Source organism: Candidatus Pelagibacter sp. (assembly GCF_052049975.1).
GTDB lineage: Bacteria > Pseudomonadota > Alphaproteobacteria > Pelagibacterales > Pelagibacteraceae > Pelagibacter.
Genome location: NZ_JBNGYZ010000001.1, coordinates 312,580 through 337,876 on the forward strand (window position 1 = coordinate 312,580; position 25,297 = coordinate 337,876).

General features: G+C 28.3%; 24 protein-coding genes. 9 read left to right on the forward strand and 15 right to left on the reverse strand.

Annotated elements, in window-relative coordinates; genetic code table 11:
- Positions 1-7: 7 nt before the first annotated feature.
- Together purD and rsmD are read left to right on the forward strand one after the other, a co-directional pair.
- The gene (gene purD, locus ACTT9U_RS01545) at positions 8-1,267 is read left to right on the forward strand and encodes a phosphoribosylamine--glycine ligase (protein WP_440931434.1); all 1,260 of its coding nucleotides are present in this window, start codon (positions 8-10) and stop codon (positions 1,265-1,267) included.
- The gene (gene rsmD / locus ACTT9U_RS01550; protein WP_440931435.1) at positions 1,267-1,824 is read left to right on the forward strand and encodes a 16S rRNA (guanine(966)-N(2))-methyltransferase RsmD; all 558 of its coding nucleotides are present in this window, start codon (positions 1,267-1,269) and stop codon (positions 1,822-1,824) included. The genes purD and rsmD overlap by 1 nt, the downstream gene beginning before the upstream one ends.
- Positions 1,825-1,828: 4 nt before the next feature.
- On the opposite strand, the gene ACTT9U_RS01555 is transcribed toward rsmD, so the two are convergent.
- The 6 genes from ACTT9U_RS01555 to ACTT9U_RS01580 are packed head-to-tail and all read right to left on the reverse strand — an operon-like array spanning position 1,829 to position 8,286.
- On the reverse strand, positions 1,829-2,995 hold the full coding sequence (locus ACTT9U_RS01555; RefSeq protein ID WP_440931436.1) for a glucose-6-phosphate isomerase: 1,167 nt from the start codon (positions 2,993-2,995) through the stop codon (positions 1,829-1,831).
- The gene (locus ACTT9U_RS01560) at positions 2,995-3,357 is read right to left on the reverse strand and encodes a DUF3035 domain-containing protein (RefSeq protein ID WP_440931437.1); all 363 of its coding nucleotides are present in this window, start codon (positions 3,355-3,357) and stop codon (positions 2,995-2,997) included. Before ACTT9U_RS01560 ends, ACTT9U_RS01555 begins: the two co-directional genes overlap by 1 nt.
- Positions 3,347-3,826: a signal peptidase II gene (gene lspA / locus ACTT9U_RS01565; protein WP_440931438.1), complete on the reverse strand. Its 480-nt coding sequence runs from the start codon at positions 3,824-3,826 to the stop codon at positions 3,347-3,349. The genes ACTT9U_RS01560 and lspA overlap by 11 nt, the downstream gene beginning before the upstream one ends.
- Positions 3,819-6,551 (reverse strand): isoleucine--tRNA ligase, encoded by a 2,733-nt coding sequence (gene ileS / locus ACTT9U_RS01570; RefSeq protein ID WP_440931439.1) that lies wholly within the window; start codon positions 6,549-6,551, stop codon positions 3,819-3,821. Before ileS ends, lspA begins: the two co-directional genes overlap by 8 nt.
- Complete coding sequence (locus ACTT9U_RS01575) at positions 6,544-7,461, reverse strand: bifunctional riboflavin kinase/FAD synthetase (protein ID WP_440931440.1); 918 nt, start codon at positions 7,459-7,461, stop codon at positions 6,544-6,546. The genes ileS and ACTT9U_RS01575 overlap by 8 nt, the downstream gene beginning before the upstream one ends.
- A 6-nt stretch (positions 7,462-7,467) precedes the next feature.
- Positions 7,468-8,286, reverse strand: coding sequence for a TIGR01459 family HAD-type hydrolase (locus tag ACTT9U_RS01580; RefSeq protein WP_440931441.1), 819 nt, complete (start codon positions 8,284-8,286; stop codon positions 7,468-7,470).
- 125 nt (positions 8,287-8,411) lie between these two features.
- Here ACTT9U_RS01580 and groES point away from each other — a divergent pair, with 125 nt between their 5' ends.
- The 3 genes from groES to typA all read left to right on the forward strand — a co-directional run bounded on the left by groES (position 8,412) and on the right by typA (position 12,484).
- Positions 8,412-8,702, forward strand: coding sequence for a co-chaperone GroES (gene groES, locus ACTT9U_RS01585; RefSeq protein ID WP_014952699.1), 291 nt, complete (start codon positions 8,412-8,414; stop codon positions 8,700-8,702).
- Positions 8,703-8,724: 22 nt separating this feature from the next.
- On the forward strand, positions 8,725-10,389 hold the full coding sequence (gene groL, locus ACTT9U_RS01590) for a chaperonin GroEL (RefSeq protein ID WP_440931442.1): 1,665 nt from the start codon (positions 8,725-8,727) through the stop codon (positions 10,387-10,389).
- A gap of 271 nt (positions 10,390-10,660) precedes the next feature.
- Positions 10,661-12,484, forward strand: coding sequence for a translational GTPase TypA (gene typA / locus ACTT9U_RS01595; protein ID WP_440931443.1), 1,824 nt, complete (start codon positions 10,661-10,663; stop codon positions 12,482-12,484).
- Here typA and yczE read toward each other — a convergent pair.
- A complete protein-coding gene (gene yczE / locus ACTT9U_RS01600; protein ID WP_440931444.1) occupies positions 12,481-13,128 on the reverse strand; it encodes a membrane protein YczE in 648 nt (215 codons plus the stop codon). The genes typA and yczE overlap by 4 nt on opposite strands.
- Before the next feature lie 48 nt (positions 13,129-13,176).
- On the opposite strand from yczE, the gene ACTT9U_RS01605 reads away from it, so the two are divergent.
- The gene (locus ACTT9U_RS01605; RefSeq protein WP_440931445.1) at positions 13,177-13,857 is read left to right on the forward strand and encodes a DUF6134 family protein; all 681 of its coding nucleotides are present in this window, start codon (positions 13,177-13,179) and stop codon (positions 13,855-13,857) included.
- Here the strand turns inward: ACTT9U_RS01605 and ACTT9U_RS01610 are convergent.
- The 3 genes from ACTT9U_RS01610 to tldD are packed head-to-tail and all read right to left on the reverse strand — an operon-like array spanning position 13,850 to position 17,558.
- Complete coding sequence (locus tag ACTT9U_RS01610) at positions 13,850-14,830, reverse strand: NAD(P)-binding protein (RefSeq protein ID WP_440931446.1); 981 nt, start codon at positions 14,828-14,830, stop codon at positions 13,850-13,852. The two genes, ACTT9U_RS01605 and ACTT9U_RS01610, sit on opposite strands and share 8 nt — an antisense overlap.
- On the reverse strand, positions 14,827-16,143 hold the full coding sequence (locus ACTT9U_RS01615) for a TldD/PmbA family protein (RefSeq protein ID WP_440931447.1): 1,317 nt from the start codon (positions 16,141-16,143) through the stop codon (positions 14,827-14,829). Before ACTT9U_RS01615 ends, ACTT9U_RS01610 begins: the two co-directional genes overlap by 4 nt.
- 2 nt (positions 16,144-16,145) lie before the next feature.
- Entirely contained in the window at positions 16,146-17,558 is a 1,413-nt protein-coding gene (tldD, locus tag ACTT9U_RS01620) for a metalloprotease TldD (RefSeq protein ID WP_440931448.1), read from the reverse strand.
- A gap of 86 nt (positions 17,559-17,644) precedes the next feature.
- On the opposite strand from tldD, the gene ACTT9U_RS01625 reads away from it, so the two are divergent.
- Complete coding sequence (locus tag ACTT9U_RS01625) at positions 17,645-17,995, forward strand: DCC1-like thiol-disulfide oxidoreductase family protein (protein WP_440931449.1); 351 nt, start codon at positions 17,645-17,647, stop codon at positions 17,993-17,995.
- On the opposite strand, the gene ACTT9U_RS01630 is transcribed toward ACTT9U_RS01625, so the two are convergent.
- Genes ACTT9U_RS01630 through ACTT9U_RS01645 form a run of 4 tightly spaced genes read right to left on the reverse strand, consistent with a single transcriptional unit; the run spans position 17,989 to position 21,599 of the window.
- Complete coding sequence (locus tag ACTT9U_RS01630) at positions 17,989-18,282, reverse strand: hypothetical protein (protein WP_440931450.1); 294 nt, start codon at positions 18,280-18,282, stop codon at positions 17,989-17,991. The two genes, ACTT9U_RS01625 and ACTT9U_RS01630, sit on opposite strands and share 7 nt — an antisense overlap.
- A gap of 5 nt (positions 18,283-18,287) precedes the next feature.
- Positions 18,288-19,493: a hypothetical protein gene (locus ACTT9U_RS01635; RefSeq protein ID WP_440931451.1), complete on the reverse strand. Its 1,206-nt coding sequence runs from the start codon at positions 19,491-19,493 to the stop codon at positions 18,288-18,290.
- A 26-nt stretch (positions 19,494-19,519) separates the two neighbouring features.
- Positions 19,520-20,710, reverse strand: coding sequence for a class I SAM-dependent methyltransferase (locus tag ACTT9U_RS01640; protein ID WP_440931452.1), 1,191 nt, complete (start codon positions 20,708-20,710; stop codon positions 19,520-19,522).
- Between the two features lies 1 nt (position 20,711).
- Complete coding sequence (locus ACTT9U_RS01645; protein ID WP_440931453.1) at positions 20,712-21,599, reverse strand: dihydrodipicolinate synthase family protein; 888 nt, start codon at positions 21,597-21,599, stop codon at positions 20,712-20,714.
- A 49-nt stretch (positions 21,600-21,648) separates the two neighbouring features.
- On the opposite strand from ACTT9U_RS01645, the gene ACTT9U_RS01650 reads away from it, so the two are divergent.
- The gene (locus ACTT9U_RS01650; RefSeq protein WP_440931454.1) at positions 21,649-22,614 is read left to right on the forward strand and encodes a glycosyltransferase family 9 protein; all 966 of its coding nucleotides are present in this window, start codon (positions 21,649-21,651) and stop codon (positions 22,612-22,614) included.
- Here the strand turns inward: ACTT9U_RS01650 and ACTT9U_RS01655 are convergent.
- Complete coding sequence (locus ACTT9U_RS01655; RefSeq protein WP_440931455.1) at positions 22,611-23,114, reverse strand: J domain-containing protein; 504 nt, start codon at positions 23,112-23,114, stop codon at positions 22,611-22,613. The genes ACTT9U_RS01650 and ACTT9U_RS01655 overlap by 4 nt on opposite strands.
- A gap of 15 nt (positions 23,115-23,129) precedes the next feature.
- On the opposite strand from ACTT9U_RS01655, the gene ACTT9U_RS01660 reads away from it, so the two are divergent.
- On the forward strand, positions 23,130-25,205 hold the full coding sequence (locus ACTT9U_RS01660) for a S9 family peptidase (protein ID WP_440931456.1): 2,076 nt from the start codon (positions 23,130-23,132) through the stop codon (positions 25,203-25,205).
- Positions 25,206-25,297: the final 92 nt, after the last annotated feature.

Consider the following 25,297-nt stretch of genomic DNA (forward strand, 5'->3'; position numbering starts at 1 on the left):
ACAATATATGAAAATTGCTATTTTAGGAAGTGGTGGCAGAGAGCATGCTTTATGTCACTCATTAAAAAAATCTAAAAGAATAGAAAAAATTTATTGTATTCCAGGTAATGCTGGCACTCAATCAATAGCAGAGAACTTAGAAATAGATATAAATGATCATAAAAAATTAGAAAAGATTATTAAAGAAAAAAATATAGAAATTTTAGTTATTGGGCCCGAAAAACCTTTAGTAGACGGTTTAGCTGATATATTGCAAAAGAATAAGATAAAAGTTTTTGGTCCAAATAAAATTTGTGCTCAATTGGAGGGATCAAAAATATTCACGAAAAAACTTTGTAAAAAATACAATATTCCTACAGCTAAATTCAGTGTTATATCGTCAAAAGTAGAAGCTGAAAATTTTATAAACCAATGTCAATATCCATTGGTGATTAAAGCTGATGGATTAGCAGCTGGTAAGGGGGTTTATATTTGTCAAAATATTGATGAAGCATTAAATGCATCTATAGAAATTTTTGAAGGTAAATTTGGCAAAGCTAATCAAGTACTATTTGAAGAATTTCTTATGGGCGAGGAAATGAGTTTTTTTATAATATCTGATGGAAAAAGTTACAAAGTTTTTGGAACAGCACAAGACCATAAAAGAGTATTTGAGGGAGACAAAGGTAAAAATACTGGAGGCATGGGTGCATACTCTCCATCAAGGTTAGAAAATAAGGAACTAAATAAAAAAATATTGGAAAAAATAATCGACCCTACATTAAAGGGGATACGAGATTTAAATACAAATTATTGTGGGTTTCTATATGCTGGATTAATGATTGTCGACAATGAGCCGTATTTGATTGAATATAACGTGAGAATGGGAGATCCAGAATGCCAAACTATTTTGCCAAAATTAAAAACTGATTTTTTTTCAATCATTGATGCATGCTTAAATCAAAAACTCGATAATATGAATATAGAATGGCATAATCATAAAAGTTTATGCGTAGTTTTATGCTCAAATGGTTATCCGGATAAATATAAAAATAATCTTGAAATTGAGTTAGATAGAATTTCTCCAAATGAAGATGAATTTATATTTCATGCTGGAACTAAACTAAAAGAAGATAAGATTCTTTCTAATGGAGGAAGAGTATTGAATTTTGTTTCTATTTCTGACAACTTTAATACTGCTAGAACTAAATCTTTAGATTTAATAGAAAAATTAAATTGGAAAAATGGTTTTCACAGAAAAGATATCGGATTTAAAGTTATTGATTAATGAGAATAATTAGTGGTGAATTAAAAGGAAAAAAACTACTCATTCCAGAAGACAAAAATACAAGGCCTTTAAGAGATATGGTAAAAGAGTCTATTTTTAATATTTTGCAACACTCAAACAAGTTTGATTTTAATTTAGAAAACAAAGATGTATTAGATCTTTTTTCTGGTGTTGGTTCTTTTGGATTAGAGGCTTTGTCTAGGAATGCAAAAAAAGTTACATTTGTAGAGAGTTATTCAAATGTTTTTAATATTTTAAAAAAAAATATTTTTAATCTTAACTGCGAGGAAAATTCGGAAATTTATAATACAAATTGTTTTGATATTCTTGAAAAATTTTCAAATGAAGAAAAAAATTTCGATTTAGTTTTTTTAGATCCACCTTTTAAAGAAAAAAAAATTAATATTTTGATAGAAACAATTAAAAAAAAGTTAATAAAAAAAAATGGATTAATAGTTTTGCATAGACACAAAAAAGACGAGATTGAATTAACAGAAAATCTTGAAATAATTGAGTTAAAACATTATGGAATTTCGAAAATAATTTTTGGAAAGTAAAAAACTAAATTAACAACTTTTTTGTCTCTTTCTTTATTAATTCCACAGCTGGTTGGTCATATGGATTAACTCCCATTGCTTTACCAACTAAAATTGTTTCTAACATAAAAAAAATAAATAATTCACCCAAAGTTTCTTCATTCTTTTTATTTACAATAAATGTCCTAAATGGAATATTTTTTTTATTAAAAACGTTTTGAGTAGCAATAAATTGAGCACTCAAAACATCTTCTAACTTTTTATTTTTTAGATATTTAAATGAGTTAAATAAATATTTATTATTAATTTTTTTTGAAAGAGTGTCCTTAACATAAAAAAAAGTAAAAAAATTATTTTTAAAACCATCTAAATAAAGTTGCATCAAGCTATGATTATCTTTTGGAACACTTGAAATAATTGGAAGTACACCTTTAGATTTTTTTCCTAAACTTTCAGCGACTAGTTGCTGATACCAAAAAAATAAATCATTTGAGTTCTCATCATAATTTAGAATAATTGAATTATGTTTCTTTTTTTTTTGAAGGGAAATAATGGCAGATGCATTAAGAATGAGTTGATTGATAAAATTTTTATTCTTTATTAATTTATCAAATTGTTTGAATTTATCTGGATTTAATCCCATCAAGTAAGCTGGTAACATTCCTGTTTCTGACAATACAGAATAGCGTCCACCAATCAAATTAGAGTGATCAATTATCTCATCACCGATTTTTTTAGCTAAATCTCTTAAGTAGCTTTTGTTATTTTCAACTATGAAAACATTATTTTTATTTTTTTTTTCAGAATTTAAATTAGCTACAGTTTCTAAAGTGTTGCCAGATTTTGAAATAATAAGATTTAGGGTTTTATTCTTATTTAAAAATTTCTCTTTTTCTGATCTTAAATTATTTATGAATAAAAAATTTTTCTTTATTTTGTGATTTAAAAAACTATAAATTGCTTCAGAACCTAGTATAGACCCTCCCATTCCAAAAATTTTCACATTATTGAAATTTCTATATCTTTTTTTTATTCTTTTAAAATCAAAATGATATTTATATTTTTTAGAAAAACTTGAAATAACAGAATTGTTGTTATTTTCATACTCCTTCTTAATTTTATTCCAATCAGTAACTACCTTTTTATTTTTTTTAAATTTAAATGACCTTAAGAGTATATTTTTAGTAAGCATCAATTTTTATTGATTTCATCTAATATTTTTTTTTCCACACCTTCAAATTTAGAGCTTGTATTTTCAGTTACATCTGCGTCTTTTTTAATTAATTTATCTTTAATTAATTTTTTTATATTAAATTTGCTTGTTTCTTCTTCCTCTAATTCTTCCTCATTTTCTTCTATATTCTTATTCAGTGTTTCAGGAGTTGGCATCTCATTAAATTCAGGAGGTAATACAAGAGGTTGTTTTTTTTCAATTAAAAACTGATCAGCATTATTCTTCTTGGTATTGAATAATTCTGATGTATCCTTATTACATCCTAACAAAAAATAGGTCATTATCATTAGTAGCAAATATTTTACAAATTTATTTTGCATTTTTTTTCTGAACTATTTCTAAAACAATTAACCCAAAAACTCCAACTGAAATAAATATATCTGCAATATTAAAAATAAACCAATGAAAATCTTTGTAATGAAAGTCTATAAAATCTGGCACTGATTTATGTAATATTCTATCAATTAAATTCCCTAATGCTCCACCTGCAATCATTGCATAAAAATAAGTCATAATAGTACTTGATGTTTGAATTAAATATAAAACATAAATTATTATTAAAGCTATTATAAGTGTAATAAGATTATATATCGAAGAATTTTCAAAACCTAAAAGACCAAAAGCAATTCCATCATTTCTTATTAAATCTAACGATAGAAATTCAGTTAATATGATTGCCTGATTACTTATTTCAAAATGCTTTACTACCAATATTTTTGAAATTTGATCAATAACAAAGATGAATGAAATAATTAATAAAATTATGATGCTTTTTTTTTTACTATGCATCAGGTAGTCCACAATGCTGCCTTTCACACTTGTTTACCTTTAGTTTCCAACAAACTGAACACTTGTTACCTTTGGCCTTTAAAGTTGTAACTTTAATTTCGTTATCCTTGCTCTTTTTTAGACTTGCTGAAGATGTTATGCAAATTTCAGAAAAATCAATATCAATAAATTGTTGATAATTTTTTTCATCTAACTCAATTATCAAATGTGCTTCTAAACTTGAGCCAATTTCTTTTGAAGCTCTTTTCTCTTCAATACTTATATTGCAAATATCTCTTATTTTTTTTAATTCATTCCATTTTTCATCTACTTCTTTATTATGAAAGCGATCTGGAATTGTTCCAAATGACTCCAAATGAATACTTTTTTTATTTTTTGAAATTAATTTAAAAATTTCCTCTGTTGTGAAAGACAATATCGGTGCAAACCATCTAATTAAATTATCTAAAATAATGCTTAATAATTTTATACAAGCCTGTCTCTTTTTTGTTTCTTTAGCATCACAGTAAAGTGTGTCTTTTCTTATATCAAAATAAAATGCTGATAAATCTACAGTGCAAAAATTTAATAGCTCTTTGTATAGATTGTGAAAATCATACTTTGCAAAATAATCATGAAACTTTTCATCTAAAAGATAAATCTTATTTAACATATATCTCTCAAGTTCAGGAAATTCCTCAATTACTAAATTATCTAAATCTAATTCAATAAATTCATCATTTAGATTACCTAGTAGATATCTAAATGTGTTTCTAATTTTTCTATAAGAATCTGCATGCTGATCTAATATTGCATAATCAATTCTTAAATCCTCTGCATAATTTGAGGATGCAACCCATATTCTCAAAATATCTGCTCCATATTTTTTTAATATATCTTCAGGTGCAATGACATTTCCTAATGATTTAGACATTTTTAACCCTTTGCCATCAACCACAAATCCATGTGAAAGAATAGATTCAAATGGTGCTCTACCTCTAGTTCCACAAGATTCTAATAATGAAGAATGAAACCATCCTCTATGTTGGTCTGATCCTTCTAAGTACATTGAGGCAGGCCATTTTAGATCTTCCCTTTTTTCCAACACGAATGAATGTGTTGAACCACTATCAAACCAAACTTCTACTATATCGCTAAGTTTATCATAATCATTTGATTTGTATTTATCACCTAAAAATCTTTGAGGATCATCTGCAAACCAACAATCTGAACCCTCTTTTTCATAAATTGATGCAATATTTTCTATTACTTCTTCATCAACTAAAATTTCTTTTGTCTGTTTATGAACGAATATAGGAAGAGGTACACCCCAAACTCTTTGTCTTGAAACACACCAATCAGGCCTTGTTTCAATCATTGACTTTAATCTTTCCTTTCCTTTAGATGGATAAAATTTTGTTTCATCTAGAGATTTAAGAGCTTTATCTCTTAATTTATGACTCTCCATTGAGATAAACCATTGTGGTGTAGCTCTATGAACCAGTGGAGCTTTTGATCGCCATGAATGAGGATATGAGTGAACTAATTCACCATTTGATAAAAGACATTTATAATCTTTAAGTTTTTCAATTACAATTTGATTAGATTTAAAAATATGTAGTCCTTCAAATCCTTTGACATTAGATGTATACTTTCCATCACCATCAACTGTTTCAATAGCTTTTATTCCATTATTTAAACACAGATTAAAATCATCTGGTCCATGACTAGGAGCACAATGAACTATACCAGTTCCTTGTTCAGTAGTAACAAATCTAGCCTCCAACATAGGGATATCGTAATCATAGCCCATTTGAACAAATGGGTGAGAACAGATTGTACCTTCAAATTCTTTTCCAGAAAAAGTTTTTATTATTTTTGTATTTTCTAAATTACATTCTTTAAAAACAGAATCTTTAAGATCTTTTGCTATGACAATTTTTTTTCCTTTAAACTCATTCTCATCGAGAATTTCTAATAAAATATAATCTAGCGACTGATTATAAGCCAAAGCTTTGTTGGCTGGTATTGTCCAAGGAGTTGTCGTCCAAATTATTATTTGCGCATCTTTAAGTTCAGCTAATTTAGAACTTTTTACTTCAAAAGCAGCATAAATTGTATCTGACTTATGATCTTGATATTCAACTTCTGCATCAGCTAAAGCAGTTTTTTCTACAGTTGACCACAGCACAGGCTTGAAGCCCCTATATAAGCTGCCTTCTTTTAAAAATTTACCAAGTTCTCTCACAATTTGTGCTTCTGCATCAAAGCTCATTGTGGAATAGTAGTTTTCCCAATCTCCAACTACTCCAAGTCTTTTAAATTGACTTTTGTGTATATCAATCCATTTTTCAGCAAATTCTCTGCATTCTTTTCTGAACTCAACAATAGGAACATCGTTTTTATTTTTTTTATTCTTTTTATATTGCTCCTCAATCTTCCACTCTATCGGTAACCCATGACAATCCCAACCCGGGACATATATTGAATCTTTTCCATCCATTTGATGAAACTTTACAATTATATCTTTTAAAATTTTATTTAATGCCGTGCCCATGTGAATATTACCATTTGCATATGGTGGTCCATCATGGAGTACAAATTTTTCTTTTCCTTTTCTTGATTTTCTTAACTCATCATAAAGATTGATTTCTTTCCAGTAATCTAACATTTGAGGCTCTCTCGTTGGAAGATTGGCCTTCATTGAAAATGCCGTTTTTGGAAGATTAATTTGTGCTTTAGACATAATTTTTTTTTGCTTTAGCTAAATCAATTTTTATTTGTTTTTTTAATTTTTCAACATTAGTAAATTTTTTTTCTTTTCGTATAAATTTTAAAAAATTTACTCTTAAATACTTATTATAAAGATTTCCAGAAAAATTAAATAGATGAACCTCTAATAATAATTTTTTTTGATTAAAAGTAGGTCTGTAACCTATGTTAGCTATACCTTTGTATATTTTTCCTTTCAAAAATACATTCACAGCATAAACGCCTAGTCTTGGAATTAAAAAATCTTTAATATCAATGTTACATGTAGGAAAACCAATCTTCCTACCTAATTGTCTTCCTTTTTCAACTTTACCATCAACAACCCACTTTCTATCCAAAAGTTTATTTGCAAAATCTAATTTTCCATTTTCTAAAGATTTTCTTATAAGAGTAGAGGAAACAATTCTATCATTTATTTTAACTGGCTTAGGTTTGACTAATTGATAATTCAATTCACTTTCAAAGCTTTTTAATTGCTTAACATCTCCTTCCCTATTTTTACCAAATCTAAAATTATCACTTACAAATATAAATTGTGTTTTCAATTTTTTTGAAATTATTTTTTTGATAAAATTGATTGAATTAGTAGATGAAAAATTTTTATCAAATTTTTTATTTATTAAAAAATCAATTTTTAGATTTTTCATTAATTCATTTTTTTGTTTTAAGGATGAAATTCTGAAATTTTTCAATTTTTTATTGAAAAACATTTTTGGCATCGGCTCAAAAGTTAATACTCCAATTTTGAGTTTATATTTTTTTTTGTACTTCTGAGCTTCTTTAAAAAGTTTTTTGTGTCCTAAATGAACACCATCAAAATTACCAATTAAAAGAATCGAACCTTTAATATTTTTTGGAATCTCAAAATTATTAAAAATTTTCATTAATTCTTACCATGTCAGTTTTGATTGAATATAGTTTGGAATTGATTCATACATTTTTGAAACTTTTTCTATACCACTATTTTCTATTTCCGCTTTATGAATTCCATCTGAAATAATTAAAGAGTCAAAATTTTGTAAATTTGCACCTTTAATATCTGTATTAAGATTATCACCAATACATAATATTTTTTTATCTTTATTATCAATTGCTTGATTGTAAACTTCTGGGTAAGGTTTGCCAAAATATATAACGTTGCCTCCCATTTTTTCAAAAACCATTGCTACTGATCCTGCACATAGTTCTCTTGTACTTCCACGGTCTACAATTAAATCTGGATTTGTACATATCATTTTTTTGTGAATATATTTTTCTAACAAATCTTTATAAAAACTTAAATCATCGGATTTATCATCATATAAACCTGTACATAATATATATTCACTTTCATCTAAATTTTCTTTCTTATTATTTTTAAAGCTCAAAAATAAATCAAAATCTCTTGGGGGTCCTATGTGAAAAAAATCTTTATCATTAAGACTTTTCTTTAAATAATTTAGAGCTGCTTGACCTGATGTATAAACATGATTGATTTGTTCAGATTTCATTCCTAACTTTTCTAAGAATTTTTTTACTGTTTCGTTAGGTCTTGGAGCATTAGTTAACAAAATATAATTTTTTTTAATTTCACCTAATTTAGATAAAACTCTAATAGCTCCCTCGTGAAGCTTGATACCATTATGTACAACGCCCCATAAATCTATGTAGAGAATATCATAGTTATTAACTATAGATCTTAGCCCATCTGTGTCTAAATTTTTAGTCATCTTGATTAGATATAACCTTAAAAAGCCATTTTTTCTAAGTTTTTTGATAATAATGGAGCTGCATAGATCTTGAAATACATGGCCAAATATCTATATGAGCTCCATATTTATTTAAAGGAGAGTTTATGAAATTCAAACCATTACATGACAGAGTTTTAATAGAAGTTTTAGACAGTAGTGAGAAAACTGCTGGTGGAATTATTATCCCAGATTCAGCACAAGAAAAACCTCAAGAAGGTAAAGTTGTTGCTGTTGGTGGTGGTGCAAAAACTGAAGATGGAAAAACTATACCAATGGACGTTAAAGTTGGTGACAAAGTTCTTTTTGGAAAGTGGTCAGGCACAGAGGTTAAAATTGACGGTAAAGAGTACAGCATAATGAAAGAGTCAGACATTATGGGTATTTCAAGCAAGTAATTAATTATAAAGGAGAAATATAATGGCAAAAGTTGTTAAATTTGATGCTGAAGCTAGAGCAGCAATGATAAGAGGTGTAAATATCTTGGCTGATACAGTTAAAGTAACTTTAGGACCAAAAGGAAGAAATGTAGTTATGGATAAATCTTATGGTGCTCCAAGAATTACTAAAGATGGTGTTTCGGTTGCTAAAGAAATTGATCTAGAAGATAAATTTGAAAATATGGGTGCACAGATGGTTAAAGAAGTTGCCAGCAAAACAAACGATGAAGCTGGTGATGGTACAACTACTGCAACTATTTTAGCGCAAGCAATTGTTAAAGAAGGTGTAAAATACGTTACAGCAGGAATGAACCCTATGGATGTAAAAAGAGGGATAGATGCTGCTGTGGAAACAGTAAAAGAAAACTTAGTTGCTTCTGCAAAAAAAGTTAAAGATAGTGATGAGATAGCTCAAGTTGGAACAATATCAGCAAATGGTGATAAAGAAATTGGAACAATGATTGCTAAAGCAATGCAAAAAGTTGGCAACGAGGGTGTTATTACTGTTGAAGAAAACAAAGGTATAGAGACAGAGCTTGATGTAGTTGAAGGTATGCAATTTGATAGAGGTTATCTATCTCCATACTTTATTACAAATAGTGATAAAATGACTACAGAGCTGGATAATCCATTTATTCTTTTACATGAAAAGAAATTAACAAATCTACAACCAATGGTTCCACTTTTAGAAGCTGTTGTGCAAGCTGGAAGACCGTTGATGATTATTTCTGAAGATGTTGAAGGTGAAGCTTTAGCAACTTTAGTTGTCAATAAATTAAGAGGTGGTTTGAAAGTTGTAGCAGTTAAAGCTCCAGGATTTGGTGATAGAAGAAAAGCAATGTTAGAAGATATTGCTATCCTAACTGGTGGATCTGTTATTTCTGAAGATTTAGGAATAAAACTTGAAAACGTTAAATTAGATGATCTTGGTTCATGTAAGAAGATTAAAGTCGATAAAGACAACAGTACAATTGTAAATGGTGCTGGTAAAAAATCAGACATTGAAGCAAGATGTGGTTCGATCAAACAGCAAATTGATGAAACAACATCAGATTATGATAAAGAAAAACTTCAAGAGAGACTTGCTAAATTAGCTGGTGGTGTTGCAGTTATTAAAGTTGGTGGTGCAACAGAAGTTGAAGTTAAAGAGAGAAAAGACAGAGTTGAAGATGCATTAAATGCAACTAGAGCTGCTGTTGAGGAAGGTATCGTAACTGGCGGTGGATGTGCTTTATTATATGCATCTAGAGATCTAAGCAAAGTTAAGGTTAAAGGTGATGATCAAAAAGCTGGGGTGGATCTTGTTAAAAAAGCACTTGAAGCGCCTATAAGACAAATTACTAAAAACGCTGGGGTAGACGGTTCAGTTGTAGTTGGTAAATTGTTAGAACAAAACAAAAAAACTCACGGTTATGATGCTCAAAGTGAAGAGTATTGTGATATGTTTGCAAAAGGTATTATTGATCCTGTAAAAGTTGTAAGAACTGCTTTACAAGATGCAGCTTCTATTTCAGGGTTATTAGTAACTACTGAAGCGATGATTGCAGACAAACCTGAAGAAAAAGATGCTGGTGCACCTGGTGGTATGCCTGGAGGAATGGGCGGCATGGGCGGCATGGGTGGAATGGGTGGAATGGGAATGTAAGCACCCTAAACTCAATAAAAAATTTAAAAGGCCATCATTTATGATGGCCTTTTTTTTAGGTAAAAAATTATGTCTAAGAGATACAGTGGTAAATCATTCAAAGACTCAAGTGTGAAGAAAAAGCCAAAATTTTCACTTAAAGAAAAGAGGAAATTTAAGAGAGAAAAATCAAAAAAGTCTAACTAATCTAAATAAATATCAATTATTCAAGCCAGTTATGCACTTTTTAATGTTTTCAAATCAATTTAAATCAGTATAAGGGCGACACTTTATGAGTAATAATATTAGAAACATCACCATTATCGCCCATGTTGACCATGGAAAGACAACTTTAATTGATAATTTAATGAAACAAAGTGGTTCATTCAGAGAGAATGAGGTTGTTGATGAAAGATTAATGGACTCTGGTGAATTAGAGAAAGAAAGAGGAATTACTATTCTTGCAAAACCAGCTTCTATTAATTGGAAAGAATCTAGAATTAACATAATCGATACGCCAGGTCACAGAGACTTTGCTGCTGAAGTTGAAAGAGTATTAAGTATGGCTGATGGAGCATTGCTTTTAATAGACTCAGCTGAAGGTGTAATGCCTCAAACAAAATTTGTATTATCGAAAGCCTTAAAACAAGGTTTAAAGCCAATAGTGGTAATTAATAAGCTTGATAAGCCTGATCAAAGGGCAAATGAAGTTTTAGATGAAACATTTGATTTATTTGTCAGCTTAGATGCTAATGAAGAACAATTAGATTTTCCAGTTCTATATGCGAGTGGTAGATCTGGTTGGGCATCAAAAGAAGTTGATGGACCAAGAGAAAATTTAAAACCACTTTTAGATATGATAGTGGAACATGTTGAACCTGCAAAATTGGATAAAACAAAACCATTTGCAATGTTATCTACACTTCTTTATGCAGATAGTTTTTTAGGTAGAAGTTTAGTTGGTAGAATTACCCAAGGAACGGCAAAAGCTAATCAAGCTATTAAAGCTTTAAATCTAAAAGGTGAAAAAGTTGATGAAGGTAGATTAACTAAAATTTTTAGATACGAAGGAACTAAAAAAGTACCAATAGAGGTTGGTGAAGCAGGAGATATTGTTGTAGTTGCAGGTTTAGAAAAAACAAATGTAGCTGATACGATTTGTGATTTAGAGGTTAATGAACCAATTGCTGCAACACCTATAGATCCGCCAACAATGTCTATAACTATAACTGTTAATACATCTCCATTAGCAGGAACTGAGGGCTCAAAATTAACAAGTACACAAATCAGAGACAGATTAATTCAAGAAGCACAAAATAATGTAGGGATCACCTTTGAAGAAAATGATGGGAATGACTCTTTTATTGTAAGTGGTAGAGGAGAGTTGATGTTAGAGATTTTACTTACTCAAATGAGAAGAGAAGGTTTTGAGATGACTGTAAGTCCACCAAAGGTGCTTTATAAAAAAGATGAAAATGGAAATAGATTAGAACCAATAGAAGAAATTACTATGGATTTAGATGAAGAGCATTCTTCAAAAGTAATAGACTCTATGAATAGAAGAAAAGGTAAGTTAATCGAACTTAAGGACACAGGTAAAGATAAGAAAAGGTTAATTTTTCATGCACCAACAAGAGGGTTGATGGGATACACAAGTAGATTTTTAACTCTTACAAAAGGTAATGGTGTAATTAACAGAATTTTTCATGAATATGGTCCATATGAAGGAGACATGGAAGGAAGAAAAAATGGAGCGTTAATTTCCATGGAGCAAGGTAAAGCAGTTGCTTTTGCAATTTTCAATTTACAGGCTAGAGGTGAGATGTTTGTAACTCACAATGATCCAGTTTACACAGGGATGATTGTTGGTTTGCAACCTAAACCTGGTGATATGATTATCAATGTCATGAAAGGCAAAAAGTTAACTAACATGAGAACTCAAGGCACAGATGAAAATGTAGTTCTTACTCCTGTTAGAAAAATGTCAATTGCTGAACAACTAAGTATGTTGAACAGTGATGAAGCATTAGAGATTACACCTGAGTCTTGTAGGCTAAGAAAAGCTATCCTAGACCCTCATGAAAGAAAAAGAAGTGAAAAAGCTTCAGCTGCTTAATTAAAAATTTTATCTACAATAAATAATCCTAAAGCAACACAAGGTCCAATTCCAAAAGCATAAATCAGAGTTCCAACTCCTACTGTTCCACCTAAATACCAACCTACTCCAACTGCTGTAATTTCGATGCAACCTCTGACTAATGCAATTGGTAGATTTGTTTTTTTGGTTAATCCTGTCATTAAACCATCTCTTGGACCTGGACCTAAATTTGCAGTTAGATAAAAACCACTTCCAAGGCCAACTAAGAATACTCCTAAGATTGCTAAAAAGTATTGTGAAATAAGACTGCTTGGAGAAACTAGAGAACTAATTGTAACATCCAGCATAACGGAAATTATTATTATATTCATTATTGTGCCCAAACCTGGTTTTTGTTTTAAAAAAAACCATAATGATAGAACCGCTACACTTATGAAAAATGTAGCTACACCAATAGAAAGGCCTGTAATAATTGATGCACCTTCTGCTAAAACTGTCCAAGGAGAATTTCCTGTTGTTGAGACTACCAACAAAGCTTCCCCAAAACCAAATAACATCAAACCAAAACATAGGTATGAAAATGTTGAGGCTTTAGGTTTAAAATTAAATGTTTCTTTCGAACTCCAATCAACTACTGGAATTTTTTTAATAGATAAAAACATTTTTGCTTGATACTTTAAATTTTTTTTTTATTAAAGCTTAATCTTATCATGAAAAAAATAACCTTTATTTTACTGTTTTTTTTAATCTCAAGTAATTCATTTTCTCATATGGGTCACTATAAAAACTTTAATAACATTGAAATGGAAATTTTAAGAAATGGTGAGGTGATTGGATATAATTTTTATTTTTTTAAAAGAGATGGAAATAATACCACTGTAACAAATCAAATTAAATTTACTGTAAAACTATTTGGTGCAATAGTTTTTGAAGTAGAAGGTTATGGTGAGGAAAAATATAATAAAGAGCAACTCATCTCTTATGAATCTAAAACTAGACAAAACAAAAAAAATAAATTTGTCGATCTAAAATATGATAACCAAAATAATCAATATAAAGTGAATGGTTCCTCTTATACTGGTTTAGCTGGTAATGATAATGTAATTGGGAATTGGTGGAGTCATAAAATACTTCAGGCAAACTCTCAGATCAGTCCAATATCAGGAAGTATAAAAGAACAAGTTGTAACATTCCTTGGTAAGGAGACAATAACACTTTATGGTAAATCTTATGAAGTTGAGCATTTTAAACTTCAATCAAAAGACATGAGTTTATCCGAAGATAAAAGATTAGATTTTGACATCTGGTACGATAAAGAAAACTCGATCATTAGAAAAGTAACTTATTCAAGAATGGGTGAATGGGAATATAGAGTAAAAGAATTTAATTAGATTTTTTTATTTTATCATAAAGATCATTAGCACTAATCCAACCTGACTCTAATCTGGATCCAACAAACCAATCTCCACATATCCCAAGTTTTATTTTTTTATCCCAATAGCTTTTTATTTTAAGTGATTTAGGATTGTATGAATATTTCCATCCGTGATTTAAAATATTATTTAACTTTTCTTTCTTAGTATTTGTTAATTCAAAAAATTTATTTATTAGAATATTCGAGTTTATTGATTTCATTTTTTTATTTTTATTTATTTTTTTATTTGCCCAATTACTTGTACTTTGTAAGGTCCAATGATTAAATCTGCTTTTAAATCTATTTTTACTGTTCTCTAATGCAGCCCAACCCAATATAGGATCATCAAAAAAATAACTGCTAATTTTTTCAATATTTTTTTTTAATGTAAACATTACGGTTATATTTGCATTCATTTTTATTTTATTTTTAAGAATACTTTTGTCTTTTAAATAATTAATGGTTAATTTTTTGGTCTGAGGGTGAGGACAAGTTAAAATTAAGTTTTTACAATTTATTTTTGTGTTATTTGTAAATTTTAACTCCCAATACAAGTTTTTTCTTTTTATTTTTTTTAGTTCACTCTCAAAATTACAATTAATATCTTTAATTAAATACTTGCTGATATCGTTATTTCCATTTGTTCCTATTATCTTTTGATGTTTCTTATTTTCTTTTATTTTATTATTTAAAAAAAGATGGTTCCCACTCCACTTTTTTAAAATTCTTAATTTAATTAATTTATTAATGAATTTTTTAAATTTAAGTGTTTTCGGAGAAATGTATTGCACTCCATGATCATAACCAATTTTTTTATCAAATCTTTTAAATGAAGATCTTCCACCTGGGCCTCTTGCCTTATCATAAATAGCAACTTGATATTTTTTTTTTAATAAATTTGCAATTGTGGAGCCAGATATGCCTGAACCAATTATACAATAATCAATCATTTACCAGCAACAACCATTCCCTCTATCATCATTGTTGGAGAATTTGTTGCATATTCAAACTCTAAATCATTGGCAAGTGTTAGATTTTTAAACATATCTTTTAAATTACCAGCAATTGTAATTTCGTTTACTGGTTCTTTTAAAATTCCATTTTCAACTAAATAACCTGCAGCACCAACAGAGTAATCGCCAGTAATTAAATTTGTGCCATGACCAATAGTTTCAGTAATATAAATAGCCTTAGATGAAGAATTTAAAAGATCATCATAACTTGTATTTCCTCTGTCAAAATATAAATTTGTAGAACCTCCAGCTCTACCATTAGATTTGATATTTAATTTTTTTCCATTGTATGTATCAACTAAATAGTTTTTTAGAATTCCTTTATCTACTAAACATAGTTCATTTGAATGAACACCTTCTCCATCAAAAAGCTGAGATCCTAAACCTTTTTTGATATCAGGCTTATCAATTATGGTAATATTTTTTGAAAAAATCTCTGAACCAATTTTATCTTTCAAAAACGATGTACCTCTTGCAATTGAGGATGAGGAGATTGCTCCTGAAAATGCACTTAATATTCCTTTTGCTATTCTTTTATCAAAAATTAGATTTAACTTTTCACTGCCAATTTTTTTAGGACTAAGTTTTTTTATTGTTCTATCTGTTGCTAATTTTGCTAATTCTTCTGGTTTCTTAATTTCATCTAAGTGGCACTTACTTGTATATTCATAATCCCTTTCCATTCCCCCATTATCTTTAGCAACAACGACACATGATGAAGAGAATGATGAAGATTTATGTCCACCACTAAATCCGTCACTATTAATTAAGATAAAATTAGATTTGTTCTGTGAAAATCCAGACTCTGTATTTACTACTTTTTTTTCTTCAAAAACCTTCTCTTCTAATTCTTTAAGATATAGAATTTTTTTATCATTCTCAAAACTTGTATCATCGTAAAGTTCTAAATCTAAATTATCTTTAGAATAAAGATCTTTATCCGGTAAAGAATTAAACTCATCCTCAGGTGTTAATTTTGTAGTTTCTACACACCTTTCAATAAGTGTTTTTAGATTGTCATTTAATAAATTTGAAGATGCTATGGAAGATTTTTTTTTATTTATATAAGTTGTAATACTTGCGACTAAACTATCTGATCGATTAGACTCATCTAAAATTTTATTTCTAAAGCTTACTGTTTCATCGATAGAATTTGAAACCAAAACTTCACAATCTGTTGCACCAAATTTTTTTGCTAAATCCAAACATTGAGAAGCTTTATCCTCTAAGAAATTTTGATCTTTGACCATAATTAAAGTTGTGTTCCGCCAACAGTCATTTGGTCAATTAATATTGAAGGTTGGGCAACACCTACGGGAACTCCTTGTCCTGCTTTTCCACAAGTTCCTATACCTGGATCTAACATCATATCATTACCAACCATTGAAACTTTTCTTAAAATTGATGGTCCATCTCCAATCAAAGTTGCACCTTTAATTGGTGAACCAATTTTCCCATCAATAATTTCATATGCTTCAGTACAGTTAAATACAAATTTTCCAGAGGTGATATCAACTTGACCGCCACCAAAACTGACCGCAAATATTCCCTTCTTTACAGAAGATATCATTTCATCCTGAGTATTCTTACCACTTAACATCATGGTATTTCTCATTCTTGGAAGAACAACATGCTTGTAACTTTCTCTTCTACCACTTCCCGTAGACTTTGTGTTCATCAATCTGGCATTCATACGGTCTTGCATATAATTCTTCAATATTCCATTTTCAATTAAAACCGTTTTTTCTGTTGGAGTCCCTTCATCATCTATTGTCAAACTACCCCTCCTATTATCAATTGTTCCATCATCTACAATTGTAACTCCCTTGCTTGCAACTTTTTCTCCCATTAAATTATGAAAGGCAGATGTTTTTTTTCTATTAAAATCTCCTTCTAATCCATGACCAATTGCTTCGTGAATAAGAATTGCAGGCCATCCTGGTCCCAAAACAACAGGCATTTCTCCAGCAGGTGCAGGCTTACTTTCTAAATTTACCGAAGCAATTCTCAAAGCTTCATCACAAACATTTTTCCAATTATTGTCTTTTAAATAAGTATCATATGACTGTCTGCCACCAATACCATATACGCCAGACTCTTTTCTTCCATTTTTCTCCAACATCACAGAAACATTGAACCTTATTAAAGGTCTAACATCGTTTAGAGTTTCACCTCCTGCTCTTATTATTTCTACTGATTTTTGTTCACCACTAAAACTTGCTGTCACTTGTTTTGTGTTTGGATTTTTTGATCTTATATAATTATTTACATTATTTAAAATTTCTATTTTAGAGTTTAAGTCTTTCTGCTCTATAGGATTAATATCCTCATAAAATTTCTTGTTAGTTTTTGGTATTGAATGATTATAGGTACCCTTAATTGATTTAAGGGTAGCTTTTAAATTATCAGAAGATTTTTTTAGAGAATCTTTAGATATTTCATTTGAATGAGAATAAGCAACTACCTCACCTGAAATTGCCCTAAAGCCAAACCCTAGATCTGTGGCATAACTAGAACTTTTTATCTTATTATCATCTAGCAAAATCGACTCTGCTTTTGAGTCTTCTAAATAAAGTTCACCATCATCACATGAGTTCAAAGTCTCTGATACGATTTCATCAGCAATATTTTTTGAAATATCTGTATTTTTGAAGAAGTTAGACATATCTAGTATGTAGTTAATTACTTTAATAATTCAACTAATAGATTTAACTCACTTGTAAGTTTTAATAAGAATATTATCTTAAAACCATGAAGGTTTATTTCAATAATTCCTGTAAAATCTGTAAAGCTGAAATTGATCTCTATAAAAAAGAAAAGTGTAGTGAAATTGATTGGGTAGACATTACAAATAACAAAGTTGCATCAGAAGAAACTAATAAATCTGACAAAGATCTTTTAAGAAGATTGCATGTAAAAGAGGGTGATAAGATAATTGGCGGTGCAGAAGCTTTTTTAATACTGTGGAGTAAAATGCCAAAGTATAGATTTTTATATAAATTTTTTAAACTTCCAATAATTTTTCCAATTTTTAATCTACTTTATGAATTTGTTGCTTTCTTTTTGTATTTAAAAAATAAAAAACAATTAAAAAATTACTGAAAAAAAAATATCAATACCTCACTTAAAAACCACATAGAAATAAAAAACATTATGAAGAAAACAATGTACATATAAGTAACTACTTTATTTCTTTTTCTTCTTAGTCTTACAAAATCTTTATCATCTAGATCAGAGATATCACTTTCTCCAATCACGTGATAATCGTAACTCCATCTCCAAAGAGAGTCGCCTAATCTATCATCTAATTTATTAAAATAATCAATCCAGGCTAAAATATATTTAATGATAAAAAATAAAATTAATAATGTAATAAAACTTGCAAACATTAATTTTAATTTTCAGATTTTGATCTCATTCTACCAATTAATTGTGTTAAAGAGTCTACCATCATGTCAGAGGCTTTAAAAATTTCATTATTTTTGTATTCGTGAGAAAGATTTTTTTCTGGATTAGTTTTGTCTTCAATTACTATCCCCTCATCTGGAGAATTGTTTTTTATATAAATAAGTAATAACCATTCATCATCTGAAGACTCGTCCCATCTGATAAATATCTCACCAGTTTCAAACCTTCTATCTATACAACGTAAAATTGACATATGTCTGGTAATGTGTCGCTTATTCAATTGAAAAACCAAACTACTTGCACTCCTATAAAAACTTTCAAGTGCAAACTCAACCTTTTGTCTTGCTAATGTAAATTCTTTCTCTTTTTGTAATAAAGTTTCTCTATCTTCATCTCCAATTAATTTTACTCCTAAAGCCTCTACTCTTTCTCTAATTTTCTGATCTCTAATTATTCGGTATTTTTCTTTTAATTTATCTATTCTTTGTTGGAGTTCTGCATAATCTTCTCTCTCTTCTTTAAGTGAAATTCTCTCAAGATTTTCAAGCTCCTTAATCTCTCTAATTCTAAATTTTTCAATTTGCTTATCTAATTTTAATTTTTGTAAAAATTGTTTTTGTTTTTCTGCCTGCTCAATTCTGATTAGAGCTTGTTCTTTCCTTAAAAATGCCTTGATGTCTCTTGCTCTTTCTTTTTCTAATTTTATTTCATCTTTAATTGCTTGTTTTTTAAGTTTTAATTCTAATGTTGCTTGTTCTTTTTTTCTTTTTTGATCTTCTTTTTTTAAATCTTCTTCTCTCTTTATCTGTTCTAATTGTATTCGTCTTTTCTCATCAGCTCTTAAAGTTTTATAGTTTGTAATTGTTGACTCAATTTTATCAAAAAAAGATTGAATATATTTTTCAATATTGATTGAAAAATTGAAATTAAAATTTGGTTTTAATGCAAATTGAAGTCTAACAAGTTTTGATACAAAAGTTTCTTTTGATTTTATTTTAATTTTTCTTAAACTTTTCTTGAAATTTTTAGATTTATTTTTTCTTAAACTTTTGGGTATCTTTTTTAAAATTTTCTTACTTCTTTTAATTTTCTTTACTTTTTTTATTATAGGTTTTTTTTTAAAATTTCTTCCTCTTTTAGTGATTTTCCCCTTTTTACCTGATTTTTTATTTTTCTTTTTAAATTTTTTCATAAAGAAATTTGATATTTATCTAGTATTTATTGGTAAATATAGTCTCTTGTGGCTGGAGTTGAAGTATAATTTTTTGTTAATTGAAATTGATAAACAACCTGGTCACCCCATTTAAATGCCATTTCACAACCTGCAAGATAAAACTCCCACATTCTAAAAAACTTTTCATCAAACATTTTAATAATTTTCTCTTTATTTTTTAAACAATTCAATTTCCAATTTCTTAAAGTGTACGAATAGTGAAGTTTCAACACCTCGATATCAGAAATTACTAAACCTGCCTTTTCAACGGGCTTTGTAACCTCACTTAAACTAGGCGTATATCCTCCTGGAAATATATATTTTGTAATCCAAGGATGAGGATCTCTAGGTGGCATTACAGATCCAATTGTATGAATTAACGAAACTCCATCATCTTTCAATAATCTTTCAACTTGTTTAAAAAACTTTTTATAAAATTTTCTTCCGACATGTTCAAACATTCCTACACTTACAATTCTATCAAACTTCTCATTTAATTCTCTATAATCGATCAATTTAAATTTTACTTGATTATCGAGATTTAATTCTTTTGCTTTTTGACTAGCGTATTTGAGTTGGTTTTCAGATAATGTTATGCCAGTAACTTCACAATCAGTTTTTTTTGCAATTTCGAGAGCTAAACCTCCCCAGCCACAACCAATATCTAAAACTTTTTGATCTTTTTTAATATTTAATTTTTTTATTATATGTTGAATTTTATTATTTTGAGCAGTTTCTAAATCATCATTCTCATTTTTAAAATACCCACAAGAATATTGTCTTTTAGGGTCTAAAAATAAATCATATAAATCATCAGAAATATCATAATGATGTGAGACATTCATTTTTGATTTTTTTATAAAATTGAAATTTGTTAAATAACGATATGATCCTCTCAATCTATTCATTAAATAACTAAGATAATTAAATTCATTTCTACCAATATTCATCAAAGCAATATCTAAAAATTCAGTTATATCTGAATTTTCAATTTGAAGAGTTCCATCTGTGTAAGCTTCACCAAAATATAAGTCTGGGTTAATTAAGAATTTGTAATGTAATTTTTTATCTAATAACTTAATTGTAATTGGTTCTTTTTTTTTAGGTTCACCAATAATATACTTATTTTTATCAGCATTGATTAATATAAATCCATCTTTTTTAAAAATTTGATTTAGAAACCTTGCAAGCAACATTTTATGCGACTGATTTTAAAGTTAGTTGAAAATCTAGTTTTTTCAAATTTTGAATTAAATCTCTTTTTTCTTCTTCCTTGAGTAAAGATAATGGAGGTAGAATATTTTCTAATAATTTATCGGACTGACTGAGATAAGCATGAAGGCCTGTAATTGTATTATATTTATCAAATAATTTTCTTATATCATGTAATTTTTCATCAACTGTTTGTTCTTTTTTTGAAAAGTAATCATCATAAACTTTTCTAGATAGAGAAGCAGAAATGTTAGCATTTGCTGTAATCATTCCTGCATAACCAAATTTAAGACCTTCTAATAAATTAAGCTCTGTCCCTGAAAAATAAGAAAAATTATCAATTTTAATTTTTTTAAATAAATTGCCTGTACTATCTTTGATACCAACTATTTGATCTGGAAATTCTTTTTTAAGTTCCATAACTAAATTTTCATTGAATTTAAATCCACAAAGTGCCTCAAAATTATAAAGAATTATTTTCGAAGTAGGAATTGACTTGATTATTTTTTCATAAAACTTTTTTACTCCTAATTCATCATAAGAATAAAATGCGGGTGGCATTATTAAAAATTTATTAAAATTTAAAGAGCAAGAAGTTTTCATGAAGTTGATTATTTCAATTAATGAGTTTAATCCTGTTCCAATTATGAATTTGTCACTATATTTACTTTTTGATAATTGATTAATTAGACTTATTTTCTCTGAGACTGAAATATACTGTGCTTGACCAGTGCTGCCAAACATTACAACTCCATGACAACCTTCATCAATTATTTTTTCTGAGTGTTTTATAGTTTTTTCAATATTTAAGCTTAAATCATCATTAAAAACAGATATTGTTGCCGCATAAATACCACTAATTAATTTATTCATATAAAAAATTTATATAAATCAAATAAATTAGTAAAGAGTAATTAAAAACATGAAAATATTAGCAGTTCAGAACAGAATGGGCATGGGTGATCTAGTTATTTTCCTCCCATATATTGAAGCTATTTCAAAAAAATTTAATTCTCCAGTAAGTATTTTAGTTCAAGAAAGTTCAAGAGCCACTGATTTCTTGCAAGATACAAAATATATAGATGAAATAATTATATTAAAAAAAAATAATAAAATTAAAAATGATGAACACAGTGGAATTATTGGATCCTTAAATTTAATTAAAGATTTAAAAAAGCATAATTTTGAAAAAATATTTATTTTCAATTCTTCATTAAGATACAGGATAGTTTCAATTCTTGCAGGAATTAAACAAATACATCAATACAAACTTTTTGATAAAAAAAATCAACACATGATAGATACCGCAAAACAATTTCTTAAAAAAGAATTAGAAATTGAAGTAAAAAATGATGCTCGTATTGAAATTTCTAAAAATTTTGAAAATGAAATATTAAAAAAAATAAATATAGATAAAAATAAAATTAATGTTCTCTTAGCAATTGGTGGTTCTGGGCCAACTAAAAGAATACCTGCTTCAACATTTTTAAAATTTATTGAAAAAATTGCAGAAATAAAAAGATATCACTTTTATTTAGCAACTGGTTCTAGTGATGAAGAACAAAGAATTCTACAAGAATTCTTAAATTCAGATTTTAAAAATTATTTCACACCTCTAGACAAATATTCAATTAAAGAAATATTGCCTATTATTAAAAATTGTAAAGTTTCTATTTGTAACGATACAGGATTTGGACATTTCTCGGCTGCTTTAGAGGTGGATACTATTACTCTGATGGCTGATACTCCATTAATGTATGGTGACTATAGCTCAAAAATGCACCCTATTATTCCTGATGGAGAAGAAACTGTATCGCACGATACTCTAGGAAAAGATAAGATTAATTCAGATAAAATTTTTAAAAAATTTTTATCATTAGTTTGTTAAGAAATATTTCTTAACACAACCTCTTTTGCTTCATTTACAATAGCTGATAGTCTTGCAGTTTCTGGAGAAACATCAGGATGTATTTTCTTTTGTATATTTACATAAGCTTTATTCACATCTTCTTTAGTAATTTTTTTCTTCATATCTAAGTTAAGAATTTTGTAAGCTTCAGAAACTGTCATTGTTGTATTATTTGTTGTGCTTGATTGACTAAAATTAAATCTTCCAGAACTTCTCAAAGTTTGTAGAAGTCTGAATAATGAAAATAATTGGAATAAAGATAAACCCTTTAACTTCATAAGACCCAAGCTGATTAATGTTAAAGGTAAAGACAGTAAAAACTTTCCACCAATAGCAAATAAAATAGCTAAAATTATTGATCCAAAAATTATTAGGATCCTAAGACTTTTTGATATTTTTTTTGGTGAAATATTGGTTAGAAATTTAAGAATAAAGTAGAACAACGTCAAAATTACTACTGTATAAATTATTATATTCATGTATTTCGTCTCAAAATGAAAATACCACATCTTAAAAAAAAACCAGAACTTAAATCATGTCATAATGTTACATGGGAAGATAATTATAGCTGGATACATCAAGAAAATATTTTAGAAGTTTTAAAAGATAAAAATAAACTTAATCCAGAAGTTAAAGAATACCTAGAAAATGAAAACATTTATGCAGACCATCATCTTAAAGATACAAAAGATTTACAAAAAACTTTATTTGATGAAATTAAAGGGCGAATTAAATTAGATGACGAGTCTCTTCCATACAAAGATCATACTTATGAGTATTGGACAAAAACTACCACAAAAGGAAATTACTCCATAAAATCAAGAAAAAAAATTAAATCTTCAACCGTTGAGGAAATTTGGAATGGTGATCAAGAGAAAGAAAAATTAGGCGTTGAATACTTCGGTGTTGGCGATTTAGAAGTAAGCTTTAATGATCAATATCTAGGTTATTCATTAGATACAAAAGGATCAGAATATTACTCAATATTTATAAGAGATATAAAAAGTAAAGAAGTGATATCACCAGAAATAAAAGATACTTCTGGAAGTATAACTTTCAGCTTAGATGACAATTATATTTTTTACTCAAAACTAGATGATAATCATCGAGCAAGAACTATATATCGACATAAACTTGGAACTAAAACTGAAGAAGATGAATTAATTTTCAACGAAAAAAGTGATGCTTTTACCGTAAGTATAAGCTTAAGCTCAGATGAGAAATATTTTTTTATTTCTACTTCAGACCATAACACATCTGAACAATATTATTTTAAATCAGATGAAGAAAAACCAAAACCTAAACTCATCAAAAAAAGAAAAAAAGGTGTTTTATATTCTGTAAACTCTTGGGATAATAAATTTTATAATCATACTAACGAGAATGCAGAAGATTTTAAAGTTGAAATTTCAAATAGCCTAGAAAACCAAAAATGGTCGGATTTTATTCCACCTAAGGAAGAGGTTTTAGTTGGCGGGTGTACTTTTTTAAATAATTGGATTTTAAGATCAGAAACCTCAAATGCATTGGATAAAATTTTCGTTAAAAATATTGAAACAGGGATAGAAGAAGAGCTTATTTTTTCAGATGAGACTGTAACTGTTCCTGGGGTATCTTTAATGCAAAGAGATAAAAATACAGACACGGTGTATCTGAGTTATTCTTCACCAAAAACACCTTCGAGGGTTTATAAATATAATCTTCAAACAAAAGAAAAAATTCTTGTTAAAGAACAAGAAATTCCATCAGGTCATAATCCTGATGATTATATGGTGGAAAGAATTGAATATAAGTCTCATGATGGAAGGTTAGTCCCATTAACAATCACAAGGCACAAAAATACAAAATTAGATGGTTCAGCTAATTTATTATTATATGGATATGGATCTTATGGAAGTTCTATGAATCCAATATTTTCATCCACAAGATTAAGTTTAATTAATAGAGATATTATTTGGGCTACTGCACATATCAGAGGGGGTATGGAAAAAGGTATGAAGTGGTGGAAAGAAGGTAAACTTTTAAATAAAAAAAATACCTTTGAAGATTATATTTATGCAGCAAAATATTTAATTGAAAATAAATATACCTCTCAAAAAAAAATAATTGGTATGGGTGGTTCTGCTGGAGGTTTGCTGATGGGAGCAGTGGTTAATAGTGCCCCTGAATTATTTTTAGGAATAATAATGGCTGTGCCTTTTGTGGATTCGTTAACTACAAATTTAGACCATTCATTACCACTTACAATTGGTGAATTTGATGAATTTGGTAATGCTAAAGATATTAAAGAACATTTTGATTATATTTATTCTTACGCACCTTATAACAATATAAAAAAAATGGATTACCCTCATATTTTAATTACAACAAGTTTAAGTGACAATAGAGTATTATTCGATGAGCCTGCAAAATTTACTGCAAAATTAAGAGACTATAAAACTGATAATAATTTATTACTTTTAAAAACAGAAATGAACGCTGGTCATGGCGGCAAATCTGGTAGAGATGGAGCAATTGAAGAAATTGCGGTTGATTATGCATTTGCCTTAAAAATTTCAAATAAAATTTAATACACTATTGAAATAGAAAGTTTCGTACCTATATGAAAACAGTAAGTTGCCTAATGGGACTTACAAAATAACTTGCTTAATAAAAGGAGGAA

Bases quoted from the DNA above. Each gene is read 5' to 3' on its own strand.
- ACTT9U_RS01655 (WP_440931455.1), bottom strand. From the start codon at position 23,114: ATGAATATAATAATTTATACAGTAGTAATTTTGACGTTGTTCTACTTT.
- ACTT9U_RS01625 (WP_440931449.1), top strand. From the start codon at position 17,645: ATGAAGGTTTATTTCAATAATTCCTGTAAAATCTGTAAAGCTGAAATT.
- purD (WP_440931434.1), top strand. From the start codon at position 8: ATGAAAATTGCTATTTTAGGAAGTGGTGGCAGAGAGCATGCTTTATGT.
- tldD (WP_440931448.1), bottom strand. From the start codon at position 17,558: ATGTCTAACTTCTTCAAAAATACAGATATTTCAAAAAATATTGCTGAT.
- rsmD (WP_440931435.1), top strand. From the start codon at position 1,267: ATGAGAATAATTAGTGGTGAATTAAAAGGAAAAAAACTACTCATTCCA.
- lspA (WP_440931438.1), bottom strand. From the start codon at position 3,826: ATGCATAGTAAAAAAAAAAGCATCATAATTTTATTAATTATTTCATTC.
- ACTT9U_RS01630 (WP_440931450.1), bottom strand. From the start codon at position 18,282: ATGTTTGCAAGTTTTATTACATTATTAATTTTATTTTTTATCATTAAA.
- groES (WP_014952699.1), top strand. From the start codon at position 8,412: ATGAAATTCAAACCATTACATGACAGAGTTTTAATAGAAGTTTTAGAC.
- ACTT9U_RS01650 (WP_440931454.1), top strand. From the start codon at position 21,649: ATGAAAATATTAGCAGTTCAGAACAGAATGGGCATGGGTGATCTAGTT.
- ACTT9U_RS01645 (WP_440931453.1), bottom strand. From the start codon at position 21,599: ATGAATAAATTAATTAGTGGTATTTATGCGGCAACAATATCTGTTTTT.
- ACTT9U_RS01615 (WP_440931447.1), bottom strand. From the start codon at position 16,143: ATGGTCAAAGATCAAAATTTCTTAGAGGATAAAGCTTCTCAATGTTTG.
- ACTT9U_RS01640 (WP_440931452.1), bottom strand. From the start codon at position 20,710: ATGTTGCTTGCAAGGTTTCTAAATCAAATTTTTAAAAAAGATGGATTT.
- ileS (WP_440931439.1), bottom strand. From the start codon at position 6,551: ATGTCTAAAGCACAAATTAATCTTCCAAAAACGGCATTTTCAATGAAG.
- ACTT9U_RS01610 (WP_440931446.1), bottom strand. From the start codon at position 14,830: ATGATTGATTATTGTATAATTGGTTCAGGCATATCTGGCTCCACAATT.
- ACTT9U_RS01555 (WP_440931436.1), bottom strand. From the start codon at position 2,995: ATGCTTACTAAAAATATACTCTTAAGGTCATTTAAATTTAAAAAAAAT.
- yczE (WP_440931444.1), bottom strand. From the start codon at position 13,128: ATGTTTTTATCTATTAAAAAAATTCCAGTAGTTGATTGGAGTTCGAAA.
- ACTT9U_RS01575 (WP_440931440.1), bottom strand. From the start codon at position 7,461: ATGAAAATTTTTAATAATTTTGAGATTCCAAAAAATATTAAAGGTTCG.
- ACTT9U_RS01560 (WP_440931437.1), bottom strand. From the start codon at position 3,357: ATGCAAAATAAATTTGTAAAATATTTGCTACTAATGATAATGACCTAT.
- typA (WP_440931443.1), top strand. From the start codon at position 10,661: ATGAGTAATAATATTAGAAACATCACCATTATCGCCCATGTTGACCAT.
- ACTT9U_RS01635 (WP_440931451.1), bottom strand. From the start codon at position 19,493: ATGAAAAAATTTAAAAAGAAAAATAAAAAATCAGGTAAAAAGGGGAAA.
- ACTT9U_RS01580 (WP_440931441.1), bottom strand. From the start codon at position 8,286: ATGACTAAAAATTTAGACACAGATGGGCTAAGATCTATAGTTAATAAC.
- ACTT9U_RS01660 (WP_440931456.1), top strand. From the start codon at position 23,130: ATGAAAATACCACATCTTAAAAAAAAACCAGAACTTAAATCATGTCAT.
- ACTT9U_RS01605 (WP_440931445.1), top strand. From the start codon at position 13,177: ATGAAAAAAATAACCTTTATTTTACTGTTTTTTTTAATCTCAAGTAAT.
- groL (WP_440931442.1), top strand. From the start codon at position 8,725: ATGGCAAAAGTTGTTAAATTTGATGCTGAAGCTAGAGCAGCAATGATA.